A 21,797-nucleotide genomic window follows, 5' to 3' on the forward strand; every position below is an offset into this window, starting at 1 on the left:
CGTTCGAAGAAGGGCAGACAATGTTCCTCCTCAAGGCAAGAACCATGCCGGTGCCGGCGACGGTGGCCGCAGCCATGATCGTCCTGATGGTCGCCGCGCCGGCCGCACCCGTCGCGGGCAGTCGAGCGCCCTCCGGCCGGCAGGTGTCGGCCTGGTCGCCCAGCATGACCGTCGGCGGCCCGAACTTCGCCAACCGCACCATCCGGATGGTCGTCCACTCCAGCGTCAACGGGCACGGACTGCGTATCCACCTGTCCAACCTGCGCGGCACCACTCCGCTCACCGTCCAGGCCACGAACGTGGCCGCGCAGGCGGACCGTGCCACCGCCGTCCCCGGCACCCAGCACTCGGTCACCTTCGCCCACCGCACCTCGCTGACCATCGCCGCCGGATCCGAGGCCGTCAGCGACCCGGTGCCCATGGCCGTGTCCGCCGACCACAGCATCCTGGTCAGCATCTACCTCCCGAACGCCACGAGTTCCGCCACCTGGCACTCCGACGCGTTCGACACCACCTACCTGTCCACGGCGGGCGACCACACCGCGGACACGGCGGACGGCAACTACATCGCGGCCACCACTTCCTGGTACTACCTCTCCGGGCTGGACGTCATCTCCCCCGACGCCCGCGGCACCGTCGTCGCCTTCGGCGACTCCATCACCGACGGCTACAACACCCCGCCGGGGGTGTACCACCGCTGGCCCGACGACCTGGCCAGGCGGCTGGCCGGCACCCGGCCGATGGGCGTGGTGAACGCCGGCCTCGGCGGCAACCGCGTCCTGACCGACGTCCCCAACATCTGGCAGGGCATCAGCGCCACCCAACGCTTCGCCCACGACGCGCTCGGCCAGCCCGGAGTGCGGGACGTGATCCTGATGGAGGGCATCAACGACATCGGCAACAACGCCGGGCCCGGCGGCAGCCCGCTCACCGCTCAGGACCTCATCAACGGCTACCGCGACCTGATCGGCCAGGCCCACGCCGCGGGCGTCCGGATCATCGGCGGCACCATGCCCCCCGACAGGGGCAACACCTACTACAGCGACTCCGCCGAGTCGATCCGGCAGGCGGCCAACCAGTGGATCCGCACCGGCGGTGCCTTCGACGGCGTCATCGACTTCGACAAGGCCCTCGCCGACCCCTCCGACCCCTCCACGCTCGACCCCGCCTATGACTCCGGCGACCACCTCCACCCCAACGAGGCCGGCATGCAGGCGATGGCCGATGCCGTCGACCTCGACCTCCTGCACTAGCCGCGCGCACTTCACCGCGACACGACGTCACCGTCCTGCAGGGGCAGTCGCAAGGAGTGAGGAGTAAGGAGTAAGGACAGGAGCCGACTGCCCGGGCCGGCGATCGGGGGCCGGACCCCAGGCCCGGGTGCGTCCGCGGTGACGCGGTGCGCCGAGCCGGGACGGTCGAGCTCCAGGGCACGATGGGCCACCGGGCGTGCACGCCGCTGGGAGCCGGCACACGAGCGTCGCCGGGAGTGCTCCCGCCCCCGTCGTCGCACGGTGCGCCGTGATGCCCGGCCGGTGTGTCACGCGTCGCTGTCGCCGCCCCGGCCGGACGGCAACCCGGCGATGCTATCGCGCACCGCGCGGCCGGGAGCCCGGGGGCCCGGCCACGACGCCTCGGTGCCCTGCGAACTGCGGGAAGACCCGGGCCCGTCGGCCCTCACACCGGCATCCGTGCGGCCGGCCCCGCGCCGGCCTGCGCGGACGGGTTCGTCACCACGCGCCGGAGAATAACCGCCGAACACCTCTTGACGCCTCGCGACAGCCGGTGCCAACATCCCCTCATCCAAATGTTTGCGTAAACGTGCGACCGAGCGGCCGATGATGTTTGCGCAACCATCCGGGGCTCCGTCCATACGCGGGGCCCCGCACGACGACGTGAGGGATGGGAACATGGCAGCCATATCGCCGCCGTCCGGTACCGGCAGGGCGGCCCCCCGGGGACCCAGGGGCCGACGCTGGCTGGGATGGGGCTTCGTGGCGCCATTCATGATCTTCTTTGCGCTGGTCTTCCTCGCGCCGATCGGCTACTCGATCTATCTGAGCCTCTTCCGTGACCGGCTCATCGGCGGCACCTCGTTCGTCGGCCTCGACAACTACACGCAGGCCTTCCAGGACAGCCAGTTCTGGTCCGGGCTGGGGCGCGTCGCCCTGTTCCTCGCCGTCCAGGTGCCGATCATGCTGGGCATCGCCCTGTTCGTCGCCCTGGCGCTGGACAGCGGCCGGCTCCACGGGCGGAACTTCTTCCGCATCACGATCTTCCTGCCCTACGCGGTCCCGGCCGTCGTGGCCACCTTGATGTGGGGCTTCATGTACGGCGACCGCTTCGGCCTGGTCGCCAACATCAACGACACGTTCGGGACCTCCCTGCCGAACCCGCTCTCGCCCAGCCTCGTGCTGGCGAGCATCGGCAACATCGTGACCTGGGAGTTCGTCGGCTACAACATGCTGATCTTCTACTCGGCCCTGCGGGTGATCCCGCACTCCCTCTACGAGGCCGCCGAGATCGACGGCGCGACCCAGCTGCGGATCGTCACGGCCATCAAGATCCCCGCGATCCGCGGCGCGCTGGTCATCGCGACGATCTTCTCGGTCATCGGCAGCTTCCAGCTGTTCAACGAGCCGAGCATCCTCAAGTCCCTGGCGCCCAACGCCATCACGACGTACTTCACGCCGAACCTCTACACCTACTCGCTGTCCTTCTCCGGCCAGCAGCACAACTACGCCGCGACGGTCGCGATCGTCATGGGAGTGGTCACGATGATCGTCGCCTACGTCGTGCAGCTGCGCGGCATGCGGAAGGAGGCGTGACGATGGCCCAGTCCAGCACCAGCACCCTCGCGCCCGTACGGCAGCACTCCGGTTCCGCGACGTCCGCGCGCGGCGCGAGCCGGCGGCGCTCCTCCGACCGGCCCCGGCGCAACGTCCTGCTCACCGTGCTGACCGCGCTCGTCGCGGTGTACGCCCTGATCCCGCTGGCCTGGCTGCTGATCAGCGCCACGAAGACGCAGAAGAACCTGCTCGACTCCTTCGGGCTGTGGTTCAGCGGCGACTTCGCGCTGTGGGACAACATCCAGCAGACCCTCACCTACAACGACCACATCTTCGTGCGGTGGTTGCTGAACACCCTGCTGTACGTTGCGGTGGGCGCGGGCGGGGCGACCTTCCTCGCCGTGCTGGGCGGCTACGGCCTGGCGAAGTTCGACTTCCCGGGCAAGCGGGCGGTGTTCGCGGTGGTGATCGGCGCGGTCGCCGTGCCGGGTGCCGCGCTGGCCGTGCCGACGTTCCTGATGTTCAGCAAGATGGGTCTGACCAACACACCGTGGGCGGTCATCGTCCCCTCGCTGATCTCGCCCTTCGGCCTCTACCTGATGTGGGTCTTCGCCTCCGAGGCGATCCCGGGCGAGCTGCTGGAGGCGGCCCGGGTGGACGGCTCGGGCGAGATCCGCACCTTCTTCAGGATCAGCCTGCCCCTGCTCGCCCCGGGCATCGTCACCGTCCTGCTCTTCACCGTGGTCGCGACGTGGAACAACTACTTCCTGCCGCTGATCATGATCAAGGACCCCGATTGGTACCCCCTCACCCTGGGGCTCAACGCCTGGAACGCCCAGGCCGCCACCGCGGGTGGGCAGCCGGTCTTCAATCTCGTGATCACCGGGTCGCTGCTGACCATCGTCCCGCTGATCGCGGCCTTCCTCTTCCTCCAGCGCTACTGGCAGTCCGGACTCGCCGCCGGCAGCGTCAAGGAATGATCACCCGGCGCCGCGCAGGCGCCGTGTCCACCCTGCGGGCCTCTCCCCGGCACACCCCTGCGGTGGGCCGGCGGACGACGCCGCAGTTCATCACCACAACGAAGTGAGATGCGATGACGAACAAGCCACTTCGGCGCACGGCGCAGGCGGTCGCGGTGCTCTGCGCGGCGGCCCTGTCCCTGACCGCCTGCGGTTCCTCCGACGACTCCGGATCCGGGGCCAAGGCCGCCGACGCCGGCAGCGTCGAGGCGGCGCTCAACAAGGGCGGCACCCTGACGGTGTGGGCATGGGAGCCGACGCTGAAGCAGGTGGTCAGCGACTTCCAGGCCAAGTACCCGAAGGTCAAGGTGAAGCTGGTCAACGCCGGTACCGGCAACGACCAGTACACCGCGCTGCAGAACGCGGTCCAGGCCGGCTCGGGCGCCCCCGACGTGGCGCAGATCGAGTACTACGCGCTGAGCCAGTTCGCGCTCGGCAAGTCCGTCACCGACCTCAGCCCGTACGGCGCCAAGGACCTGTCCAAGGCGTACTCCCCCGGCCCGTGGAACGCCGTCTCCATCAACGACGGTGTGTACGCGCTGCCCATGGACTCCGGGCCGATGGCGATGTTCTACAACAAGAAGGTCCTCGACAAGTACAAGATCAAGGTGCCCACCACCTGGGACGAGTACCTCACCGCGGCCCGCGCGCTGCACAAGGCCGACCCCAAGGCGTACATCACCAACGACACCGGCGACGCGGGCTTCGTCACCAGCCTGATCTGGCAGGCCGGCGGTCACCCGTACACCGTGGACGGCACCAACGTGAAGGTGAACTTCACCGACGCCGGCACGAAGGAGTTCACCGCCGTCTGGCAGAAGCTCATCTCGGAGAAGCTGCTCGCCCCGATCAGCTCCTGGAGCGACCAGTGGTACAAGGGGCTGGCGGACGGCACCATCGCGACCCTCAACACCGGTGCGTGGATGCCCGCCAACTTCTCCTCCGGCGTTCCCTCCGCCTCGGGTGACTGGCGTGCCGCCCCGCTGCCGCAGTGGCAGGCCGGGCAGACCGCCAGCGCGGAGAACGGCGGCAGCTCGCTGGCGGTGATGGAGGCGAGCAAGGACAAGGCCCTCGCCTACGCCTTCGTGAAGTACGCGGACAAGGACGCGGGTGTCCAGGCCCGCATCAAGGGCGGAGCCTTCCCGGCCACGACCGCGGACCTGAACTCCGACACCTTCCTGAACACCGAGTTCCCCTACTTCGGCGGTCAGAAGGCGAACCAGGTCTTCTCCGAGTCGGCCAAGAACGTGGTGCCCGGCTGGTCCTACCTGCCCTACCAGGTCTACGCGAACTCGATCTTCAACGACACCGTCGGCAAGGCCTACGTGTCCTCCACGCCGCTGCCCGACGCCCTCGCCTCCTGGCAGGACGCCTCGGTGAAGTACGGCAAGGACCAGGGCTTCACCGTCGGCAACTGACGGACCGGCACATCCCCTGGCCGGCCCGGCCGTTCCGCGACGCGGGACGCCGGCGCCGGCCCCCCTGGGGGCCCGCGGACCGCCGATCCCGGCGTTCCGCCCCCATAGACTGCAGACCAACCAGCGGCTGTGACGTGTGACGAGGTGTACGACGGACGTGGACGGGACCGGACAGAACTCGGTGGCCGGCGCGCAGCGGCGACGGCGCGGCGCGTCGATGGCCGACGTCGCCAAGCTGGCGGGCGTCTCCGCGCAGACCGTCTCCCGGGTCTCCAACGGTTTTCCCGGCGTCCTCGAGGAGACCCGGCAGCAGGTGCTCTCCGCGATGAAGCAGCTCGGCTACCGCCCCAACAGCGCGGCGCGGGCTCTGAAGAGCGGTGAGTTCCGCACCATAGGCGTCATTCTCTTCAGCCTGTCCAGCACGGGCAACATGCGCACCCTGGAGGCCGTCGCGTCCTCCGCCGCGCGCGAGGGGTACGCGACCACCCTGCTGCCGGTCACCGCGCCCACGCAGGACGGCGTGCGCGGTGCCTTCACGCGGCTCGGCGAACTCGCGGTGGACGGCATCGTCATGATCATGGAGGTTCACCTCCTGGACGCGATGACCGTGGCGCTGCCGCCGACGGCCCCTGTGGTCGTCGTCGACTCCGACGCCGGCGACCAGTACTGCGTCGTCGACACCGACCAGGCCAGTGGCGCGCGGGCGGCCGTCGAGCATCTGCTGGACCTCGGCCACGGCACGGTGTGGCACGTCGCGGGCCCCAAGGAGTCATTCGCGTCCGAACGCCGGGTCGGCGCCTGGCGGGAGGCCCTGGAATCCGCCGGCCGTGACGTGCCGCGACTGCTGCGCGGTGACTGGTCGGCGGAGTCCGGCTACGAGGCCGGGCTGCGGATCGCGGCGGATCCCGACTGCACCGCGGTCTTCGTCGCCAACGACCAGATGGCCCTCGGTGTGCTGCGCGCCCTCAACGAGCGCGGCAGGCGAGTGCCGGAGGACGTGAGCGTGGTCGGGTTCGACGACATCCCGGAGGCCGCCTCCTTCATGCCGCCCCTGACGACGATCCACCAGGACTTCGCCGAGGTCGGCAGGCGCTGCGTCGAGGGCGTGCTGCGCCAGATCCGGGACGACGTCGCGGAGCAGGGCACCACGTTGGTGCCCACCAGGCTCGTGGTCCGCGGCAGTACCGCCCCGCCCCCCGCCGACGGCTGACCGCGACCGTGTCATCTCCAGAACCTGTGAACTCGTGAACCTGTGAACCCACAGAACCTCGCCATCGCTCCCGCGCTGCGCGATGGCAACGCAAACATCCCACCCCGGCCTCCCTCGCGGACCCGCCCGCGAACACCCCGTGACCGCACCGCACGCACATGATCCCGACTCCACTGGAGGAGCCCCCGCCATGCCCCTACTGCGGACCGAAGGGAACGAATTCCGCCTCGACGGCGAGCCGTTCCGCATCATCTCCGGTGGCCTGCACTACTTCCGTGTCCACCCCGAACAGTGGCGGGACCGGCTGCGCAAGGCGCGCCTGCTCGGGCTGAACACCATCGACACCTACGTGCCGTGGAACCTCCACCAGCCCCGGCCGGACGAGTTCCACGCCGACGGCGGCCTGGACCTGCCCGCCTTCCTGGCGCTCGCCCAGGCCGAGGGGCTGCACGTCCTGCTGCGCCCCGGACCGTACATCTGCGCCGAGTGGGAGGGCGGCGGCCTGCCCTCCTGGCTGCTCGCCACGCCCGACATCCGTCTGCGCACCGCCGACCCGCGCTACCTGGAGGCCGTGGACGCCTTCCTCGACCGGCTGCTGCCGCTCGTCACGCCCCACCTCGCCACCAACGGCGGCCCCGTCCTGGCCGTGCAGGTCGAGAACGAGTACGGCGCCTACGGCGAGGACCCCGTCTACCTGACGCATCTCGAGGCGAAGCTGCGCCAAGGGGGTGTCGACGTCCCGCTGTTCACCTGCGACCAGCCGGCCGATCTCGCCCGCGGCAGCGTCCCGGGCGTCCTGAGCACGGTCAACTTCGGCAGCCGGCCCGCGCAGAACCTGGCGGCGCTGCGCGAGCACCAGCCCGAAGGCCCCCTGATGTGCACCGAGTTCTGGAACGGCTGGTTCGACCGCTGGGGTGGCGTGCACGTCGTCCGCGACGCCGCCGGCGCCGCCGCCGACCTCGACGACCTGCTCACCGCCGGCGCCAGCGTGAACCTGTACATGTTCCACGGCGGCACGAACTTCGGCTTCACCAACGGCGCCAACGACAAGCACACCTACCGGCCGACGATCACCTCCTACGACTACGACGCGCCCCTGGACGAGGCCGGCGACATCACCCCCAAGTACCTCGCCTTCCGCGACGTCCTCGCCCGGCACACCGCCGTCCCCGACGGCCCCCTGCCCGAGCCGTCGAAGAAGCTCAACCTCCTCGGCGTCCGGCTCACCGGGACCGCGCCCCTGCTCGGCTCCGCCGACCGGCTGGGCGAGGCGGTGGCCGGCCCCCGCCCGCTGACCATGGAGGAGCTGGGCCAGGACTTCGGCTTCGTCCTGTACGAGACCGAGCTCGCCGAACCCGGCCCCACCCTGCTGCACTTCGACGGGATCAAGGACCGCGCCCAGGTCTTCCTCGACGGTGCCCCCGCCGGGACCCTGGAGAGGGAGCAGCACGAGAGCGCCCTGGCCCTCACCGTCCCGGCCGGAGGCGCGACCCTGACGGTGCTGGTCGAGAACCAGGGCCGGGTCAACTACGGCCAGGGCATCCACGACCGCAAGGGCCTGACCGGCACCGTCACGGCGAACGGCAGCGTGCTGACCGGCTGGCGCAGCAGGCCCCTGCCGCTGGACGACCTGTCCGGACTCGCCTTCGCCACCGCCGCACCGCAGCCCGTGGGGCCCGCGTTCCACCGCGGCACCTTCGAGCTGGAGGCCGCCGCGGACACCTTCCTCGACCTGACCGGCTGGACCAAGGGCAACGCCTGGGTCAACGGCTTCGCGCTGGGCCGCTACTGGTCCCGCGGCCCCCAGCGCCGCCTCTACGTCCCGGCACCCGTACTGCGTCCCGGCACCAACGAGCTGGTGGTCCTGGAACTGCACGCCACCGCCCGGACCGCCGTCGACCTGTGCGACACCCCGGACCTCGGCCCGCTGGAGGAGTAGCGGGGACACCGGAGAGTCCGGTTGCTCCCGGGGACGGGCATCCGTCCCCTGTGGACGCGGGCAGCACATGACCGAGGGGCACGACCGGGATGTCCCGGTCGTGCCCCTCAGCTGTGGGACGTCCCCGCCGCCGCCGGTCGCGACCACGATCGATCACGACGGCATCGCGGGCAGACCCTTCGTCATGCCGATGTGACTACTTCTTGAAGCCGTAGTTCATCAGCTTCGTCGCGTCCGACGCACGGCTGGTCGCCGAGGGGGCCGCGAGAACGGTGCCGATGACCGTCTTGCCGTTGCGGGTGGCCGCAAAGACCAGGCAGTACTTGGCGACCGAACCGGAACCGGTCTTGATCCCGATGGTTCCGGAGTAGCTGCCCAGCAGCGTGTTGGTGTTCGCCCACGACATGTAGCGGTAGCCGCCGGTCTTCGTGGTGACCTTCTGCTTCGTCGACTTGGTCTTCACGACGGTGCGGAAGGTCGCGTACTTCATCGCGTTGCTGGCGAGCTTGGTCAGGTCGCGGGGGGTGGAGTAGTTCGCCCCGTTCCCGATGCCGTCGAACGAGTCGAAGTGGGTGTTCTTCAGACCCAGGCTCTTGGCCGTCGAGTTCATCTTGCCGATGAACGACTTGACCCGTGCGGCCCGCGAGGTGCCCGTGCCGTACTTGTCGGCGAGGGCGTACGCCGCGTCGCAGCCGGACGGGAGCATCAACGCGTACAGCAGCTGACGGACGGTCACCTTGTCACCGACGATCAGGTGGGCCGACGAAGCGCCCTTGGAGACGATGTAGTCGCTGTACGCCTTCTGGATCGTCACCTTGGTGTCAAGGTTCAGATGCGGCTGGGCGAGCACGACACGAGCCGTCATGATCTTGGTGGTGGAACCGGTGGAACGACGGGTGTCGGCGGCCTTCGAGTAGAGGGTCTTGCCGGTCCCGTTGTTCATCACGAAGCCGCCCTTGGCGGTGATCGTGGGCGTCGCGATCGTCGCGGCGTGAGCCGGGGCGACGAGCGCTCCGGCCGACATCACTGCTCCCGCAGTGATCGTCACCGCGGAGACGCGGGACATGTTCTTTATGCCGTTTTTCAAAGCGTATACCTCAAATGCTCCTATGGGTTGATGGCATGACGAGGCCATCCCCCTAGAGACTCCTGAGGCGGGTAAAAGGATGCCCATCTCATCGTGAGAAATTTCTCAGTTCTTTCATGATGTGCGCAGGTGGAAATACCGAATCATCCCGTTACAGGGGATTTGCGGCCGATGGACTCCCCGGCCCACTGCCGAACCCCCCGTCGCCACCCGACACCTCACATCCGGTGGGCAGTTGCCTCCCGGCAGACGACGGAGCGTCCACCTCGCACGGCGCCTTCGGGGCGTGTCACACATGCGGCAGCCATAAAGCCTTTCCGCCGGGAGGACGGAAGCAGTTTCATGCGCCAGCGGTCCGATCGGACCACGCCGCTGACGAGCTGAACCGCTGACGCTCCGCCACTCACCCGGGACCTTCCCGCCGACGGTGCCGCCCGGCGGTGGGGACACACCTCCTTCGCGCCGCCGGAGCAGCCGGCTACCGGCCGACGGGCTCGGGAGGCGTCGTCGGGGCGGCGGCATCGGCGGCCACGGTTGCCTGGGCTCCGAGGCCGTGGGGCAGGCTGCGTACCGCGGCGGAGGCCAGGGGAGCCAGGACCGCCGCGGCGTAGACCACGCCCGCGACCGCGGCCACCTGGAACCCTCCGAAGCGGTCGGCGAGCGGCGCCACGCTCAACTGCCCGAGCGGGATGGCGATGTAGGACAGCAGGTCGTCGAAGGACGACACGCGCGACAACGCGTGCGGCGGGACGTGCTCCTGCAGCGAGGTGTCCCATCCGACGGACGCGACGGAGGAGCCCAGGCCGGCGGTGAAGGCGGCGGCGATCAACCAGGGCGCGTGCAGATGCGCACCCAGTGCCAGGAGGGGCAGTGCACCCAGTACGCTCACGAGCTGGCCCAGCCGGAGCAGGTGCCGGACGGTCAGCCGGTACATCAGGGCGCTCATCACGAGCAGGCCCGCGCCGCGGGCGCTGAGCACGAAGCCCCAGGCCGCTTCGCCGTCGGCCTGTCGGGTGAGCTCGGGACCCAGGATCTGCCAGGTGCCGACCTGCACCAGGTTGACCACGCAGAAGGCGAGCGACACCGTCCAGACCCAGCGGATCCGGCGGTAGGCGTCCCAGCCCTCGCGGATGTCGGTGAGCAGACTCGCGGAACGGCGGCTGCCGGACGGACCGTCGAGGGGAGCCAGGCGGGTGAGGCAGGCGGCGGCGAGCAGGTAGGTCAGCGCGTCGAAGGCGATGGCCGGGCCTCCGCCCGTGGCCGCCACCAGCACGCCCGACAGGCTCGGCCCGAGGATCTTGGTGGCGTTGCGTACTGATCCCAGCAGCGCGTTCGCCTGACGGAGCCCGTCGCCCGGGACGAGTTGGGGCAGGATGCCGCGCAGGGCCGGCGTGGTGAAGGCGGCGAGGACGCCGTTCGCGAATCCCAGCGCGGCCACCGGGACCAGGGCGTAGCGGCCGGTCAGCAGCAGGGCGGCCACACCGCCCTGGGTGAGGGCCGAGCCCAGGTTCGCGGCCACCAGCAGGGTACGGCGCGGAAGGCGGTCGGCCGTGGCTCCGCCCACCACCAGGAACACGAGCAGCGGCACCATGTAGACGGTGAGGACCACGCCCAGGTCGCCGGGGCTTCCCGAGGCGTCCAGGACGGCGAAGGCCAGCGCGACCGGGGCCATCGCGCTTCCGAGCAGGGACACCGACTGCGCGGTGAAGAACCAGCGGAAGCCCTTGTTCAGCAGGAGGGGTGAGAGCACGCACCGCAGTCTGCGGAAGGAGCCGGCCCGGGCACTATCGTTTCGGCAGGAGGCGAAAGATGACCCTGCTACGGATGAGTTCCCTGGCCCTGTCGCGGTCCCGGTTCGCGCTGTCGCCGCTCGCCGAGACGCTCGCGTCCATGATGGTGCTGGCCGCCCCGTACGCCGACCCCTGGCTGGCCCCCTGGCACGCCCGTCATCGCGGCGCGTTCCTTGCCGCTCTCGACGCCGACCCCTTCGCCAAGGGGCTGGTCAGGCTGCTGGGCTCGACCAAGTGGATGCCCGCCCACGTCGTGCTCCCGCCCACCGGCGGCATGCGCACCGTCCTGGACGACGAGCTCGCCCATGTGGCGACCATGCCCGACGCCCAAGTGCGGGCCGAGCTGGAGGAGTCGGTGGCGCACAGCTGGGAGCAGCACGCGTTGGACCAGTGGCTGAGCGGACGCAACTGGGCCGCCAGGACCGCGGACCTGTTCCGCTCCACCTGGACCGCTCATGTCGCGCCCGACTGGCCCCGCCGCCGGGCACTGCTGGAACGGGACGTCACCTACCGGGCCGGGCTGCTCGCCGCCTACGGCTGGCCCCGCGCCCTGGAGCAGATGAGCCGCCGCAGTGCCTGGGTCGGCACCGACGCCATCCGCTTCAGCGACCGGCCCTCCCCGGACCGCTTCGTCGGCGAGGACGGCATGCAGTTCATACCGATCGCTGCCATCTCCGCGGGCACGTGGCTGTGCGAGGCGCCACCGGCCTCCTACGCCCTGGTCTACCCGGCCCGCGGCAGCGCCGCCACCGACCCGCGCCCCGAACCCGGCCAGGCGCTGGCGCGCCTGATCGGTACCGGACGCGCCGCCATCCTCCACGAACTGAGACGCCCCGCCACCACCAGCGAACTCGCCGCCCAACTCGGCCTGTCGCTCGGCACCGTGGGAGGCCACCTGACCGTGCTGCGCGACGCGGACCTCGTCACCGGGACGAGGATCGGCAGACGCGTCGTCTACCACCGCACCACGACCGGCGACCTGCTCGCCGGCCGGCACCAGGACCCATGACGTCGGTCCGTGACTCAGCCGCTCTTCGCCGCCTCGACGGCGCGCCGCAGGCTCTCCCTGAACGACTCCCCATCGGGGTCGCCGCCGAGGGCGAGGTGCAGCGACCCGGCCTCGGACTGGTGCGACCAGCGGGCGAACACCGACACTCCGGTGTCGTGCGCCCAGCGCGGATCGACGTCGGTGACCGTGATCCCGTCCAGGCGTGCGGAGTGTGCCGTGACACTGCCGGTGTGCCCGACGGCAACCGCGACCAGCAGATGCCGGGGCAGCACCACGGCCGCCGTCAGTGTCTCGGGCAGGGGCCTTCCCCCGAGCAGTCGCCCGACGCCGGTTCGGCGCCGGGGCACGCTGCGGGTCTCCACGCAGCAGACGGCGGTTGCCGTGACGTCACCGAGCAGTTCGCCCTCGGCCTCGGCAAGGATCGCGGTCCGCAGCCCGGAATCCAGATGCCCGACCGCGCACCCGCGGCTCGAGCGGTCGTACAGCTGCTCAGCCATCCGCGCATCGTAGCTCCGCCACAACTCCCGTGCGGCCGGAATGCCCTGGCCTTCCGCGCTCGGTGGTCCCCGGTCATCCCGGCAGCGATGGGGAACACCCGTGCGATCGCCGCGGCGGTTCGGCATGCGCGCCTGAGAGGGCCGGCACCATCAGCGGGGCGTGGCCGGCGCCCGGGCGTCTCCACCGGTCAGCCCGCCTGAGCGGGCTGCCCGTCGACGGGGATGTCCAGGCGGCCGGCCACCGTGGTGAGCGCTGTGCCCAGCGGGAGCGCGACGCGGGTGCGGGCGTACCGGTCGCCGCGGGTCGCGTCCCGGTTGACGATCAGCACCGGCTTTCCGGCCTCGGCCGCCTGCCGGACGAACCGGAGCCCGGACATCACCGTCAGCGAGGAGCCCAGGACCAGGAGCGAGGCCGCCTCGGTCACCAGCGCACGGCAGTGCTCGACCCGCCCCGGCGGAACGGCCTCGCCGAAGAACACCACGTCGGGTTTGAGCACGCCGCCGCAGACCGTGCACGGCACCACGTGAAAGTCCCGTACCTGGTGGTCGGTGAGGTCGGCGTCGCCGTCCGGGTTGATGCCCGCGGCCACCGGTTCGAAGCCCGGATTGGCCTCCTCCAGCCGCCGCGCGAGCTCGCGGCGCGGGCTGAGGGCGCCGCAGGAGAGACAGACGACCCTGGCCAGGCTCCCGTGGAGTTCCACGACCGCTTCGCTGCCGGCGGCCTGGTGGAGGCCGTCGACATTCTGCGTGATCGCGCCGGCGAGCAGGCCGTGCCGTCCGAACGCGGCCACGGCGCGGTGCCCGGCGTTGGGCAGGGCCCGGCCGAAGGTCCGCCAGCCCAGGTGACTGCGCGCCCAGTACCGGCGCCGGGCCTGGGCGTCGGCGGTGAAGTCCTGGTAGGTCATCGGGGTGTGCCGGCTCAGGCTGCCGCCCTCGCCCCGGTAGTCGGGGATGCCCGACTCCGTGGAAATACCCGCCCCGCTGAGGACCAGCACGCCCCCGGTGCTCAGCGCCTCGGCGACCGGTTCCAGGTCCGTGGTGCCGGGCGGTAGGTCCTCGGTCGGGGTCCAGCTCAAAGTAGGGCGCATGCGCATGCCGCCAGGGTACGGAACGCACCGCCGGTGCACGTTTCCCCCTGCCGGGCGCGGGCCCCCCTGTGGCTGCCCCGGGGGGTAACCACGACCGTACGGGTCAGCCCCGCGGCCGGGGAGGGGCCACGTGGCCGGCCCGGTTCCCGGAGGCCGTGTCCTCGGCCGGCTCGTCGGCCGTCCGGTCCAGGAGGAGTCGCAGCGATTCCGCGGAGGCGCTGCCGGGCTCGGCGGTGTGGACCACGAGGGCCTGTGCGGGGTCGTCGGCCACCCGCAGCGTCTCGTAGAAGAGGGTGAGGTCCCCCACGACCGGGTGATGGAAGCCCTTGGTGCCCGAGGTCTTGTCCCCCACCGGGCTGCCGCCCTGTCCATGCGCTGGAGGAGTCGACGCTGGTCATGAACCAGGAAACCAAGATCCCCCCAACCTCTTTCAGAGACCCGAGTCGATCGTGTGAGACTTGTTGTACAGGTCGCACGCCCGACCCGATCGGCCCTCCGGGCATGCCCCGCAAGCTCCTCCGTTCCATCACCCCCTATGCGACGAGGAAGTACCGGCCATGGGCCAGGAAACCGCACGTCCTACCGATGCCCCGGGAGGGTCCCGCCCCGCCGGCGGCCCGCCCGTGGACGGACTCAAGGCCGCTCTCGGGCCCTTCGGGATCTTCAGCCACGAACTGCGCTCCGAGGACCCGGCGCAGCAGGACCGGATCCGCCGGGCGGCCGCCGACGTCGAGAACCTGGGATTCGGCGCCATCTGGCTCGGCGGCAGTAGCAGCGTGCGCCACGCCGCCCACCTGGCCGCATCGACGGACCACGTCGTGCTGGCCACCGGAATCCTCAACATCTGGTTCGAGGACGCCCACAGCGTCGCGGCGCAACGCGCCGACCTCGAACGGAGCCACCCCGGCCGGTTCCTCCTCGGTCTGGGCGCGAGCCACGCCGCACTGGCCCGCGACTACCGGCGCCCCTACTCCACGATGGTGGAGTACCTCGACGCCCTCGACGCGGCCGCCCCGCCCGTCCCGGCCGACCGCCGCGTCCTGGCGGCGCTCGGCCCGAAGATGCTGGGACTCTCCCGCGACCGGGCCGCCGGCGCCCACCCCTACCTCGTCACGCCCGAGTACCTCGAACAGGCCCGCGGCATCCTGGGACCCGAGCCCCTCCTGGCGCCCGAGGTCACCGTCGTCCTGGACGACGATCCGGCAACGGCCCGCGCGACCGCTCGCGGCTTCCTCGGCTACTACCTCGCACTCCCCAACTACGCCGCCAACCTCAAGCGACTGGGCTACACCGACGACGACCTCGCCGACGACGGAAGCGACCGCCTCGTCGACGCCCTCGTCGTCCGGGGCACCGACGACACCATCCACCACCGCCTGCGTCAGTTCCTCGCCGCAGGCGCCGACCACCTGGCCCTCCAGGTCATCACCGCAAGCGGCGACTCCGAGCCGCCGCTCCCCCAGTGGCGCCGCCTCGCCGCCCTCACCTCCGGGCTCACCCGCTGACCTGAGCACGGGGACGGCGTTCCCCGAGCGCGCGGGGCGACAATGAGGTCATGAGCGATGAGCCTTGGCACCAGGGTGGCGAGCCGGCCTGCATGCTGCATCTGGTGTGTCCGGCGTGCGGCCGCGTCCGGGAGCGGCCGGGCAGCGCTGTCTGCGAGCACTGCGGGGTGCGACTCGCCGAGGAGACAGTGGCACTCGGCGACGAAACAGGCGGACGCGCGCGGGACCGTGACAGCGCCGGCCGGGCGCGCAACGCCCGGCCGAGGGACGGCCTGGGCAGGCCCCTGCCCTACGGCGCCGAAGGGGTCACCAGGCAGCCCGAGGGAGTCATCCGCTCCCCGGAGGAAACCCTGCGGGAAGCGCAACGGCTGCTCGACGCCGGAATGCCGTTCCATGCCCACGAGGTACTGGAGGACAGGTGGAAGGCCTCGCCGGACGACGAGCGGGCCTTGTGGCGCGCACTCGCCCAGCTCGCGGTCGGCCTGACGCACGCCGCGCGGGGCAACGCCAAGGGCGCCTCGGCTCTGCTGTCCCGAGCGGCCGACGGCCTCGACCCGTACGCCGGCGCCTCCCCGTACGGTGTCGACGCCGCCGCGCTGGTGACCTGGGCGCGAGCACGGACCGGCGGGCGGGACGGCATACTGCCGCCACCTCCGTTGCACCGGCGATGAGACGAGCGCCGGGCTCGGAAAGCGATCCGGATCCACTTCTCACCCGTCGTCCGTGGGTCGATACTCTGCCCAGCGCCGGATGAGGGTCCACGCGCTGAGGCCGTCGGAGAGGCCAGTGGAGGCCGAGATGCTGTTCAAAGGGCTGCCGCAGGGGTCCCTGCCCAGGCTGGAGCGCCCGGGACCGTTGCGCGAGCGGGTGTACGAGACGTTGCTGCACCTGATCGGCTCACGGTCACTGCCGCCCGGCACGCACCTGGTGGAGAGTGAGCTCGCGACCCGTCTCGGGGTCTCCCGGCAGCCCGTGCACGAGGCGTTGCAACGGCTCGACGCCGAGGGATGGGTGGACCTCCGTCCCGCGCAGGGTGCCTTCGTCCACGAGCCGACCGGGGAGGAGACCGACCAGCTCTTCGTCGTCCGCACGCTGTTGGAGACCGAAGGAGCGCGGCTGGCCGCGGTCGGCCCGTCGGCCCAGGGACTGCAGCGGCTCGACGAGCTGTGCGCGACGGGCGAGGCCGCGGTCGCCGCCGACGACGTGGACGCGGTGGTGGCGGCGAACGCCACGTTCCACGCCTGCGTCATGGAACTGGCGGGGAACGCCGTGCTCGCGGAGTTGGCGTCCCGCGTCGAGCACAGGGTCCGCCGCTCCTACACGCCCATCGTCCGCCAGGCGTGGGTGGAGCACCGCGAACTGGTCGCGGCTATCGCCGCACGCGATGACACACGTGCCGAGCAGGTCATGCGCGCCCACACCCAGGACGCCAGAACGCGCTTCCCCCCGAGGTCGTAGGACTGTCGCCCCGGCGGTGGGAGGTCACGCCGGGGGCTGTGCCGGGTGGCGGAGCAGCCTCCCGGCCTTCTCCTCGAGCAGGGCCACCGCGAGCAGTTCACCGTCGGCGGGACCGTAGTGTTCGAGTGCCTCCTCATGGAGGCGGCGAACGGTGTCGGCTATGGCGTACGGCGTACCGAAGTGCGCCGCCAGGGCCGTCACCGCGGCGAGTTGGTCACGGATGTGGTCCAGGCCGAAACTGGCGAGGTAGTCGCCGCCGAGAAGGGCGGGCAGATCCCGCCGGATGAACGCGGTCGAGGCCGGGCTCTCGGCCAGGACCGCGGTGAGCACGCCCAGATCGATACCCGCGCGATCACCCAGCAGCAGCGCCTCGGCTGTGGCTGCCGCCTGGCCGAACCACAGGAGGTTCACCAGCAGTTTGGCGGTGTAGCCGGCGCCGAATCCCCCGAGGTGGGTGATGCGGTCGGCGACCGCGGACAGGAGCGGGCGATGACGCTCCAGGAGAACGGCGTCACCTCCGGCGAACAACCGCAGCCGTCCCGCGGCGGCATCCGCGGGAGAGCCACCGATGGGGGCCTCGAGGACGCCGACTCCGCGGGCGGTGGCCCGGTCCCGGCAAGGAGCCGCCGCTGTCGGCGTGTTGCTGCTCATGTCGATCCAGACGGCCCCTGGCGCCAGCGCCTCCAGCACACTGTCCTCGATCGCCTCGGCCACCTCGGCCGGCCCTGGCAGCACGGTGAGCAGCACCTCCGCCCCGGTCGCCGCGGCCAGGGCTGAACCGGGCCACCGGGCCCCGCGGGACACGACCGCCTCCCGGCGTTCGGGCCGGACGTCGAAGGCCCGCACCTCGTGTCCCGCGCGGACGAGATTGCCGCACATGGGTTCACCCATGCGCCCCACACCGAGAAGGCAGACTGTCGACACAGGCGGATGCTATATCGGTCGAACGCCACCACTCCCACGAGGTCGGTCCCGCCTCCAACGCCGTCCCGACCACCCGGCGCCGGGCCCAGGCACGACGGCCTCGTCCGGGCCTGCGAACAGTGGCGTCACAGGTGGTACGGGTACAGGCTGACGCTGTGCCGCGCGACGCGGACCCCCACCCATGTGGCATCGGCGCCCTGGGGCGGTGGCGGGTCAGAAAGGTCGAACAGGATCGATGCGGCACCCGCGTCCAGAAAGGCCGCTCCGTCCACGGTGAGGTGCAGTCGGCCGCGGAGAACGATCCGGTCCGCCTCATCTGACACCCTCACGGGCCGGCCCACCGATCTGCACGGGCAGATCCACGACCAGGCCGGCTTGCAGGCCGCGCTCCTTGCGTCGGCCGCCATGCCGCTCCTCGCAGGCGAACCCATCGAGATCAACGGCCGATCCTTCGTCGACGCCGGTGTGAGCGAGGCGGTGCCCGTACGGACCGCCGTGGCGCAGCGGGCCACCCACAGCGTGGCACTCCGTACGCGGCGTGCGGACGAGACCGCGTCCGCTCCGTCCGCCGTCCAACGCCTCGTGATGTCGCGCTGGTTCGCCCGGCGCGCACCAGGAGCCCTCACGCCGTGGCTGCAGCGTGAGGCGGTCAGAGGGGAGGAGGAACGGATCCTGGCCTCGCATCCCACGACCCTGCAGATCCGCCCGCCCCTCGGCAGCACGGCGATCGGCCAGACGGAGCGCCGCCCGGATCCGCTGCGCATGGCGGTCGACACCGGCCGGCAGGCGGCGCTGGACGCACTGGCGGGCTGCTGCGACAAGCCGCCGGCAGTGGGCTGAGTCGACGCTTCGCGAGGGTGGCGGGCCGGTCACCGGCCCGCACCTGGAGCCACCCCGCCTGCCGCCCGGTGGTCACCCGGCGCCGGGTGTCAGCTGAGCCTGCACCAGGGGCCCGTACCGCGCGACGAGGTCGTCGGTGCCGGACTCCCGCATGACCGGACCCCGCGCGATGCCGTACATGACGCCGAACCCGAGCAGCGCGCCCAGGGCGAGCTCCGCGCGCAGCCCGGCATCGGGGCCGGGCAGCCGGCGGGTGAGCCGCTCGGTCACCTGGGCGTGGAAGTTGGCGCGCAGGACGTCCCCGGAGTCGCTCTGCAGGGACGCGAAGACGATCCGCAGGACGGGGTCGGTGCCGTGGTGGCGCTGGGTCTCCAGTACATGGCGGACCATGTGGTGGCCCAGCCGGTCGAGCGGCGCGTCCAGCAGTGCTTCCGCGTCGCTCTCGAAGGACAGCACCCGGGCGAACAGCGCCTCCTTGCTGCCGAAGTACTTCAGGACCAGCGGGGGGCTGACGCCCGCCCGTTCGGCCACCGCCTTCAAGGTGATGTCGGCGTGCGCCTGCCGGGCGAGGAAGTGGCGCACGGCCCGCAGGATCGCGGCCTTGGTCGCCTCCGCGTCCCGGCGCCCGCCAGGGCCGGCGCCGTGGGAGGCAGCGCCGTCGGAAGCGCCGGCGCTCACGCGTCCTCCATGGTCTGGGTCCGGGTCGGCGCCACCTGCCCGGAGCCCCGCCCGGCTCGGCGCTCCGCACGGTCGCCGGGGATGGACAGCGCGGCGCCGATGGCGGCGACCGCGACGACGCCTGCCAGGGTGAAAGCGAGCTGGTAGCCGGGGAGGGTCGGCACGGGTATGCCCGCGACCGGGCTGGTGTGGTGGACGAGTACGGCGGCCACCGCCGCGCTCGACGCGGCCTGACCGATGGTGCGCATCAGCACGTTGACGCCGTTGGCGGAGGCGCTCTGCTCGGCCGGCACGGCTCGCAGGATCAGGGTGGGCAGCGCCGAGTAGGCCAGCGTGGTGCCGCTGGAGATCACCGTCGCCCCGACCAGGATCACCCACAGGTCGCGGCTGTCCACGACGCGGATCACGTAGCCGAGGGCGATGACGGCAGCGCCGAGGGCCAGCGTGATCCGCGGACCGCGGGCGGCGGAGATCCGGGCCGAGACCGGTGACAGCAGCAGCATGGTCAGGCCCGCGGGCAGCAGGCACAGGCCGGTCTCGAAGACGGTCAGGCCGAGGCCGTACCCGGTCGCCTCGGGTGCCTGGACCAGTTGCGCGGTGACGAGGGAGTTGGCGTAGAAGGCGAAGCCGGTGAGCATCGCCGCCACGTGTGAGAGCCCGACCCGGGGGCGGGACGCCAGGCGCAGGTCGACCAGCGGATGCGCGCTGCGCAGCTGCTGGAGCCACCACAGCGCGAGGACGATCACCGCAGCGACGAACAGTCCGACGATGCGGCCGCTGACCCACCCCCACTGCCCGCCCTGGGACACGCCGAGCAGCAGGCAGATCAGCCCCGCCGCCAGCCCCAGTGCCCCGACGACGTCGAACCGGCCGCTCCCTCGGTCCGGCGAATCGGCGATCGCCCACCAGACGCCGGCCACACCCAGCGCGCCGAGGGCGCTGGTCAGCCAGAACATGGTGTGCCAGTCCGCGTACTGCACGACCAGCGCGGCGAGCGGCAGGCCGAGGGCGGCGCCGATGCCGACCGTGGAGCTCATCATCGCGACCGCCGAACCCCGCCGCTCGGGCGGCAGTTCGTCACGCAGCACGCTGATCGACAGCGGCACCACGGCGGCCGCGGCACCCTGCAGTGCCCGGGCCGCGATCAGGATCCCGATCTGCGACGACAGGGCGCACATCACCGAGCCGAGGGTCATCAGGGCCAGGGCCCCCGCCAGAACCCGGCGCTTGCCGTACAGGTCACCGGCGCGGCCGAGCACCGGGGTGAGCACGGCGCCGGACAGGAGGGTGGCCGTCACCATCCAGGAGACGGCACCCGCCGAGGAGCCGGTGAGCCGGGGCAGGTCCGGCAGCAGGGGGACGACCACGGTCTGCATGACGGCCATGAGGATGCCGCCGAAGGCCAGCACCGGCACGGTCATACGCTTGCGCAGACCGTCCGGGACGCGCCCGGTACTGGTCGTGTCGGGTATCGGGGCGGGCTGGGCCATCACGTCTCCAGACGAGCCGTACAGTCGGTGAATCAGAATTCACCGTAGCGGGTGAATTCTGATTCACCAACACGGCCGTGCCCTGCTACGTGACCGGCGCGGGCACCGCGGCTGCTGCCGGCGCCGTCGAATCCGGCGCCCCGGCGCCCTCGACGAAGGCACGGGCGGCCGCGAGTTCGTCGCGCGCCGACTCCTCGATCGCACCCGCGATCGCGTAGGCGTCCGCCCCGATCGGCACCCGCACCGGTGCCGCGTCCGCCGCGACCAGGCGCAGGACATGGGCGGCGAACAGCTCGGGGCGGCTGAGGGCGGGGTTGTCCTCCATGCCCCGCAGACCCGCGCGCACCTCCCCCGTGCCCTGCGCGTAGGCGGGGATACGGGTGGCGGTCTCGGCCAGGGCGGTTCCGTAGCCCGTCGCGAACTGGCCGGGCTGCACCACGCTCACCCGGATCCCGAACGGGGCGACCTCCGCCGCGAGCGCCTGACTCATCCCCTCCAGCGCGTACTTGCCCGCCACGTACGCGGACAGGCCGGGAAAGCCCATGCGGCCGGCCAGCGAGGACACGTTGACGATGTGACCGGAGCCCTGGCCCCGCATCAGCGGGAGCGCCAACCGGACCAGGCGCCACGGCGCCACGGCCAGGACCTCCAACTGCGCGCGCAGTTCGTCGTCGGCCACCTCCTCCACGGCACCGAACAGGCCCGCCCCGGCGTTGTTCACCAACACGTCGAGTCCGCCGAAGCGTGCGACGGCATGGGCCACCGCCGCCTGGCACTGCCCTGGATCGCACACGTCCAGGGCCGCCGTCGTCACCCGGTCCGGGAACCGGGCCGCCAGGTCCTGCACGGACGAGGGATCGCGGGCCGTCACCACCACCAGGTCACCGGCCGCGGCGACAGCACCCGCCAGCGCCCGCCCCAATCCCGAGGAACACCCCGTCACCAGCCATCGTCGCGTCATGCGTCCCCCGTCGCCCACGGTCACCGATACGGCCGGGAGCCCGGCCGCCCGCGTCGATCGTGGCAGGCGGTCCGCTCCGGCCACAGGAGCGCACA

At 71.5% G+C, this 21,797-nt stretch carries 21 protein-coding genes; 11 read left to right on the top strand and 10 right to left on the bottom strand.

The genetic code is table 11. The annotated features are described in order from the left end of the window. Positions 1-20: 20 nt before the first annotated feature. The 6 genes from PV364_RS23970 to PV364_RS23995 all read left to right on the top strand — a co-directional run bounded on the left by PV364_RS23970 (position 21) and on the right by PV364_RS23995 (position 8,375). On the top strand, positions 21-1,253 hold the full coding sequence (locus PV364_RS23970) for an SGNH/GDSL hydrolase family protein (RefSeq protein WP_319662308.1): 1,233 nt from the start codon (positions 21-23) through the stop codon (positions 1,251-1,253). A gap of 657 nt (positions 1,254-1,910) precedes the next feature. Further along, positions 1,911-2,828: a sugar ABC transporter permease gene (locus tag PV364_RS23975; protein WP_319662309.1), complete on the top strand. Its 918-nt coding sequence runs from the start codon at positions 1,911-1,913 to the stop codon at positions 2,826-2,828. A 2-nt stretch (positions 2,829-2,830) separates the two neighbouring features. Continuing rightward, positions 2,831-3,769, top strand: coding sequence for a carbohydrate ABC transporter permease (locus PV364_RS23980; protein WP_319662310.1), 939 nt, complete (start codon positions 2,831-2,833; stop codon positions 3,767-3,769). Positions 3,770-3,882: 113 nt separating this feature from the next. Beyond that, the gene (locus PV364_RS23985; protein WP_319662311.1) at positions 3,883-5,226 is read left to right on the top strand and encodes a sugar ABC transporter substrate-binding protein; all 1,344 of its coding nucleotides are present in this window, start codon (positions 3,883-3,885) and stop codon (positions 5,224-5,226) included. 217 nt (positions 5,227-5,443) lie between these two features. After that, positions 5,444-6,436 (top strand): LacI family DNA-binding transcriptional regulator, encoded by a 993-nt coding sequence (locus tag PV364_RS23990; RefSeq protein ID WP_319662481.1) that lies wholly within the window; start codon positions 5,444-5,446, stop codon positions 6,434-6,436. Between the two features lie 190 nt (positions 6,437-6,626). Next, the gene (locus PV364_RS23995; protein ID WP_319662312.1) at positions 6,627-8,375 is read left to right on the top strand and encodes a beta-galactosidase family protein; all 1,749 of its coding nucleotides are present in this window, start codon (positions 6,627-6,629) and stop codon (positions 8,373-8,375) included. A gap of 196 nt (positions 8,376-8,571) precedes the next feature. On the opposite strand, the gene PV364_RS24000 is transcribed toward PV364_RS23995, so the two are convergent. Together PV364_RS24000 and PV364_RS24005 are read right to left on the bottom strand one after the other, a co-directional pair. Continuing rightward, the gene (locus tag PV364_RS24000) at positions 8,572-9,441 is read right to left on the bottom strand and encodes a D-alanyl-D-alanine carboxypeptidase family protein (protein ID WP_319662482.1); all 870 of its coding nucleotides are present in this window, start codon (positions 9,439-9,441) and stop codon (positions 8,572-8,574) included. A gap of 499 nt (positions 9,442-9,940) precedes the next feature. Then, a complete protein-coding gene (locus tag PV364_RS24005) occupies positions 9,941-11,212 on the bottom strand; it encodes an MFS transporter (protein ID WP_319662313.1) in 1,272 nt (423 codons plus the stop codon). 59 nt (positions 11,213-11,271) lie between these two features. Between PV364_RS24005 and PV364_RS24010 the strand changes: the two genes are divergently transcribed. Then, positions 11,272-12,261 carry a winged helix-turn-helix domain-containing protein gene (locus PV364_RS24010; RefSeq protein WP_319662314.1) on the top strand — a complete coding sequence of 330 codons (990 nt, stop codon included), beginning with the start codon at positions 11,272-11,274 and terminating at the stop codon, positions 12,259-12,261. 14 nt (positions 12,262-12,275) lie between these two features. Here the strand turns inward: PV364_RS24010 and PV364_RS24015 are convergent, their stop codons facing one another. The 3 genes from PV364_RS24015 to PV364_RS24025 all read right to left on the bottom strand — a co-directional run bounded on the left by PV364_RS24015 (position 12,276) and on the right by PV364_RS24025 (position 14,198). After that, complete coding sequence (locus tag PV364_RS24015) at positions 12,276-12,758, bottom strand: hypothetical protein (protein WP_319662315.1); 483 nt, start codon at positions 12,756-12,758, stop codon at positions 12,276-12,278. A gap of 188 nt (positions 12,759-12,946) precedes the next feature. Further along, on the bottom strand, positions 12,947-13,852 hold the full coding sequence (locus tag PV364_RS24020) for an NAD-dependent protein deacetylase (RefSeq protein WP_319662316.1): 906 nt from the start codon (positions 13,850-13,852) through the stop codon (positions 12,947-12,949). Between the two features lie 97 nt (positions 13,853-13,949). After that, positions 13,950-14,198, bottom strand: coding sequence for a hypothetical protein (locus PV364_RS24025; protein WP_415924596.1), 249 nt, complete (start codon positions 14,196-14,198; stop codon positions 13,950-13,952). Positions 14,199-14,469: 271 nt separating this feature from the next. Between PV364_RS24025 and PV364_RS24030 the strand changes: the two genes are divergently transcribed. The 3 genes from PV364_RS24030 (at position 14,470) to PV364_RS24040 (ending at position 16,809) form a co-directional block, all read left to right on the top strand. Beyond that, positions 14,470-15,351, top strand: coding sequence for a TIGR03620 family F420-dependent LLM class oxidoreductase (locus PV364_RS24030; protein ID WP_319662317.1), 882 nt, complete (start codon positions 14,470-14,472; stop codon positions 15,349-15,351). A 350-nt stretch (positions 15,352-15,701) separates the two neighbouring features. Continuing rightward, positions 15,702-16,022 carry a DUF309 domain-containing protein gene (locus PV364_RS41310; protein WP_415924599.1) on the top strand — a complete coding sequence of 107 codons (321 nt, stop codon included), beginning with the start codon at positions 15,702-15,704 and terminating at the stop codon, positions 16,020-16,022. A gap of 127 nt (positions 16,023-16,149) precedes the next feature. Beyond that, positions 16,150-16,809, top strand: coding sequence for a GntR family transcriptional regulator (locus tag PV364_RS24040; protein WP_319662319.1), 660 nt, complete (start codon positions 16,150-16,152; stop codon positions 16,807-16,809). Between the two features lie 24 nt (positions 16,810-16,833). Here the strand turns inward: PV364_RS24040 and PV364_RS24045 are convergent, their stop codons facing one another. Together PV364_RS24045 and PV364_RS24050 are read right to left on the bottom strand one after the other, a co-directional pair. Continuing rightward, positions 16,834-17,733, bottom strand: coding sequence for an NAD(P)-dependent oxidoreductase (locus PV364_RS24045; RefSeq protein ID WP_319662320.1), 900 nt, complete (start codon positions 17,731-17,733; stop codon positions 16,834-16,836). A 125-nt stretch (positions 17,734-17,858) separates the two neighbouring features. Continuing rightward, positions 17,859-18,062 (bottom strand): hypothetical protein, encoded by a 204-nt coding sequence (locus PV364_RS24050; RefSeq protein WP_319662497.1) that lies wholly within the window; start codon positions 18,060-18,062, stop codon positions 17,859-17,861. Between PV364_RS24050 and PV364_RS24055 the strand changes: the two genes are divergently transcribed. After that, a complete protein-coding gene (locus PV364_RS24055; protein ID WP_319662321.1) occupies positions 18,007-18,573 on the top strand; it encodes a patatin-like phospholipase family protein in 567 nt (188 codons plus the stop codon). The two genes, PV364_RS24050 and PV364_RS24055, sit on opposite strands and share 56 nt — an antisense overlap. A gap of 72 nt (positions 18,574-18,645) precedes the next feature. Here the strand turns inward: PV364_RS24055 and PV364_RS24060 are convergent, their stop codons facing one another. The 3 genes from PV364_RS24060 to PV364_RS24070 all read right to left on the bottom strand — a co-directional run bounded on the left by PV364_RS24060 (position 18,646) and on the right by PV364_RS24070 (position 21,702). Continuing rightward, positions 18,646-19,251 (bottom strand): TetR family transcriptional regulator, encoded by a 606-nt coding sequence (locus tag PV364_RS24060; protein WP_319662322.1) that lies wholly within the window; start codon positions 19,249-19,251, stop codon positions 18,646-18,648. Continuing rightward, entirely contained in the window at positions 19,248-20,741 is a 1,494-nt protein-coding gene (locus tag PV364_RS24065) for an MFS transporter (RefSeq protein ID WP_319662323.1), read from the bottom strand. The genes PV364_RS24060 and PV364_RS24065 overlap by 4 nt, the downstream gene beginning before the upstream one ends. An 85-nt stretch (positions 20,742-20,826) precedes the next feature. After that, positions 20,827-21,702 (bottom strand): SDR family oxidoreductase, encoded by an 876-nt coding sequence (locus PV364_RS24070; protein ID WP_319662324.1) that lies wholly within the window; start codon positions 21,700-21,702, stop codon positions 20,827-20,829. Positions 21,703-21,797: the final 95 nt, after the last annotated feature.

Origin of the sequence: Streptomyces sp. MI02-7b (assembly GCF_033793585.1) — a bacterium.
Lineage (GTDB): Bacteria > Actinomycetota > Actinomycetes > Streptomycetales > Streptomycetaceae > Actinacidiphila.

What these genes read in the sequence shown, in the direction of transcription:
- PV364_RS23995 (WP_319662312.1), top strand. Translation starts at nt 6,627, where the DNA reads ATGCCCCTACTGCGGACCGAAGGGAACGAATTCCGCCTCGACGGCGAG.
- PV364_RS23975 (WP_319662309.1), top strand. Translation starts at nt 1,911, where the DNA reads ATGGCAGCCATATCGCCGCCGTCCGGTACCGGCAGGGCGGCCCCCCGG.
- PV364_RS24015 (WP_319662315.1), bottom strand. Translation starts at nt 12,758, where the DNA reads ATGGCTGAGCAGCTGTACGACCGCTCGAGCCGCGGGTGCGCGGTCGGG.
- PV364_RS23990 (WP_319662481.1), top strand. Translation starts at nt 5,444, where the DNA reads ATGGCCGACGTCGCCAAGCTGGCGGGCGTCTCCGCGCAGACCGTCTCC.
- PV364_RS24070 (WP_319662324.1), bottom strand. Translation starts at nt 21,702, where the DNA reads ATGACGCGACGATGGCTGGTGACGGGGTGTTCCTCGGGATTGGGGCGG.
- PV364_RS23985 (WP_319662311.1), top strand. Translation starts at nt 3,883, where the DNA reads ATGACGAACAAGCCACTTCGGCGCACGGCGCAGGCGGTCGCGGTGCTC.
- PV364_RS24065 (WP_319662323.1), bottom strand. Translation starts at nt 20,741, where the DNA reads ATGGCCCAGCCCGCCCCGATACCCGACACGACCAGTACCGGGCGCGTC.
- PV364_RS24000 (WP_319662482.1), bottom strand. Translation starts at nt 9,441, where the DNA reads ATGTCCCGCGTCTCCGCGGTGACGATCACTGCGGGAGCAGTGATGTCG.
- PV364_RS24020 (WP_319662316.1), bottom strand. Translation starts at nt 13,852, where the DNA reads ATGCGCATGCGCCCTACTTTGAGCTGGACCCCGACCGAGGACCTACCG.
- PV364_RS24040 (WP_319662319.1), top strand. Translation starts at nt 16,150, where the DNA reads ATGCTGTTCAAAGGGCTGCCGCAGGGGTCCCTGCCCAGGCTGGAGCGC.
- PV364_RS23970 (WP_319662308.1), top strand. Translation starts at nt 21, where the DNA reads ATGTTCCTCCTCAAGGCAAGAACCATGCCGGTGCCGGCGACGGTGGCC.
- PV364_RS23980 (WP_319662310.1), top strand. Translation starts at nt 2,831, where the DNA reads ATGGCCCAGTCCAGCACCAGCACCCTCGCGCCCGTACGGCAGCACTCC.
- PV364_RS24010 (WP_319662314.1), top strand. Translation starts at nt 11,272, where the DNA reads ATGACCCTGCTACGGATGAGTTCCCTGGCCCTGTCGCGGTCCCGGTTC.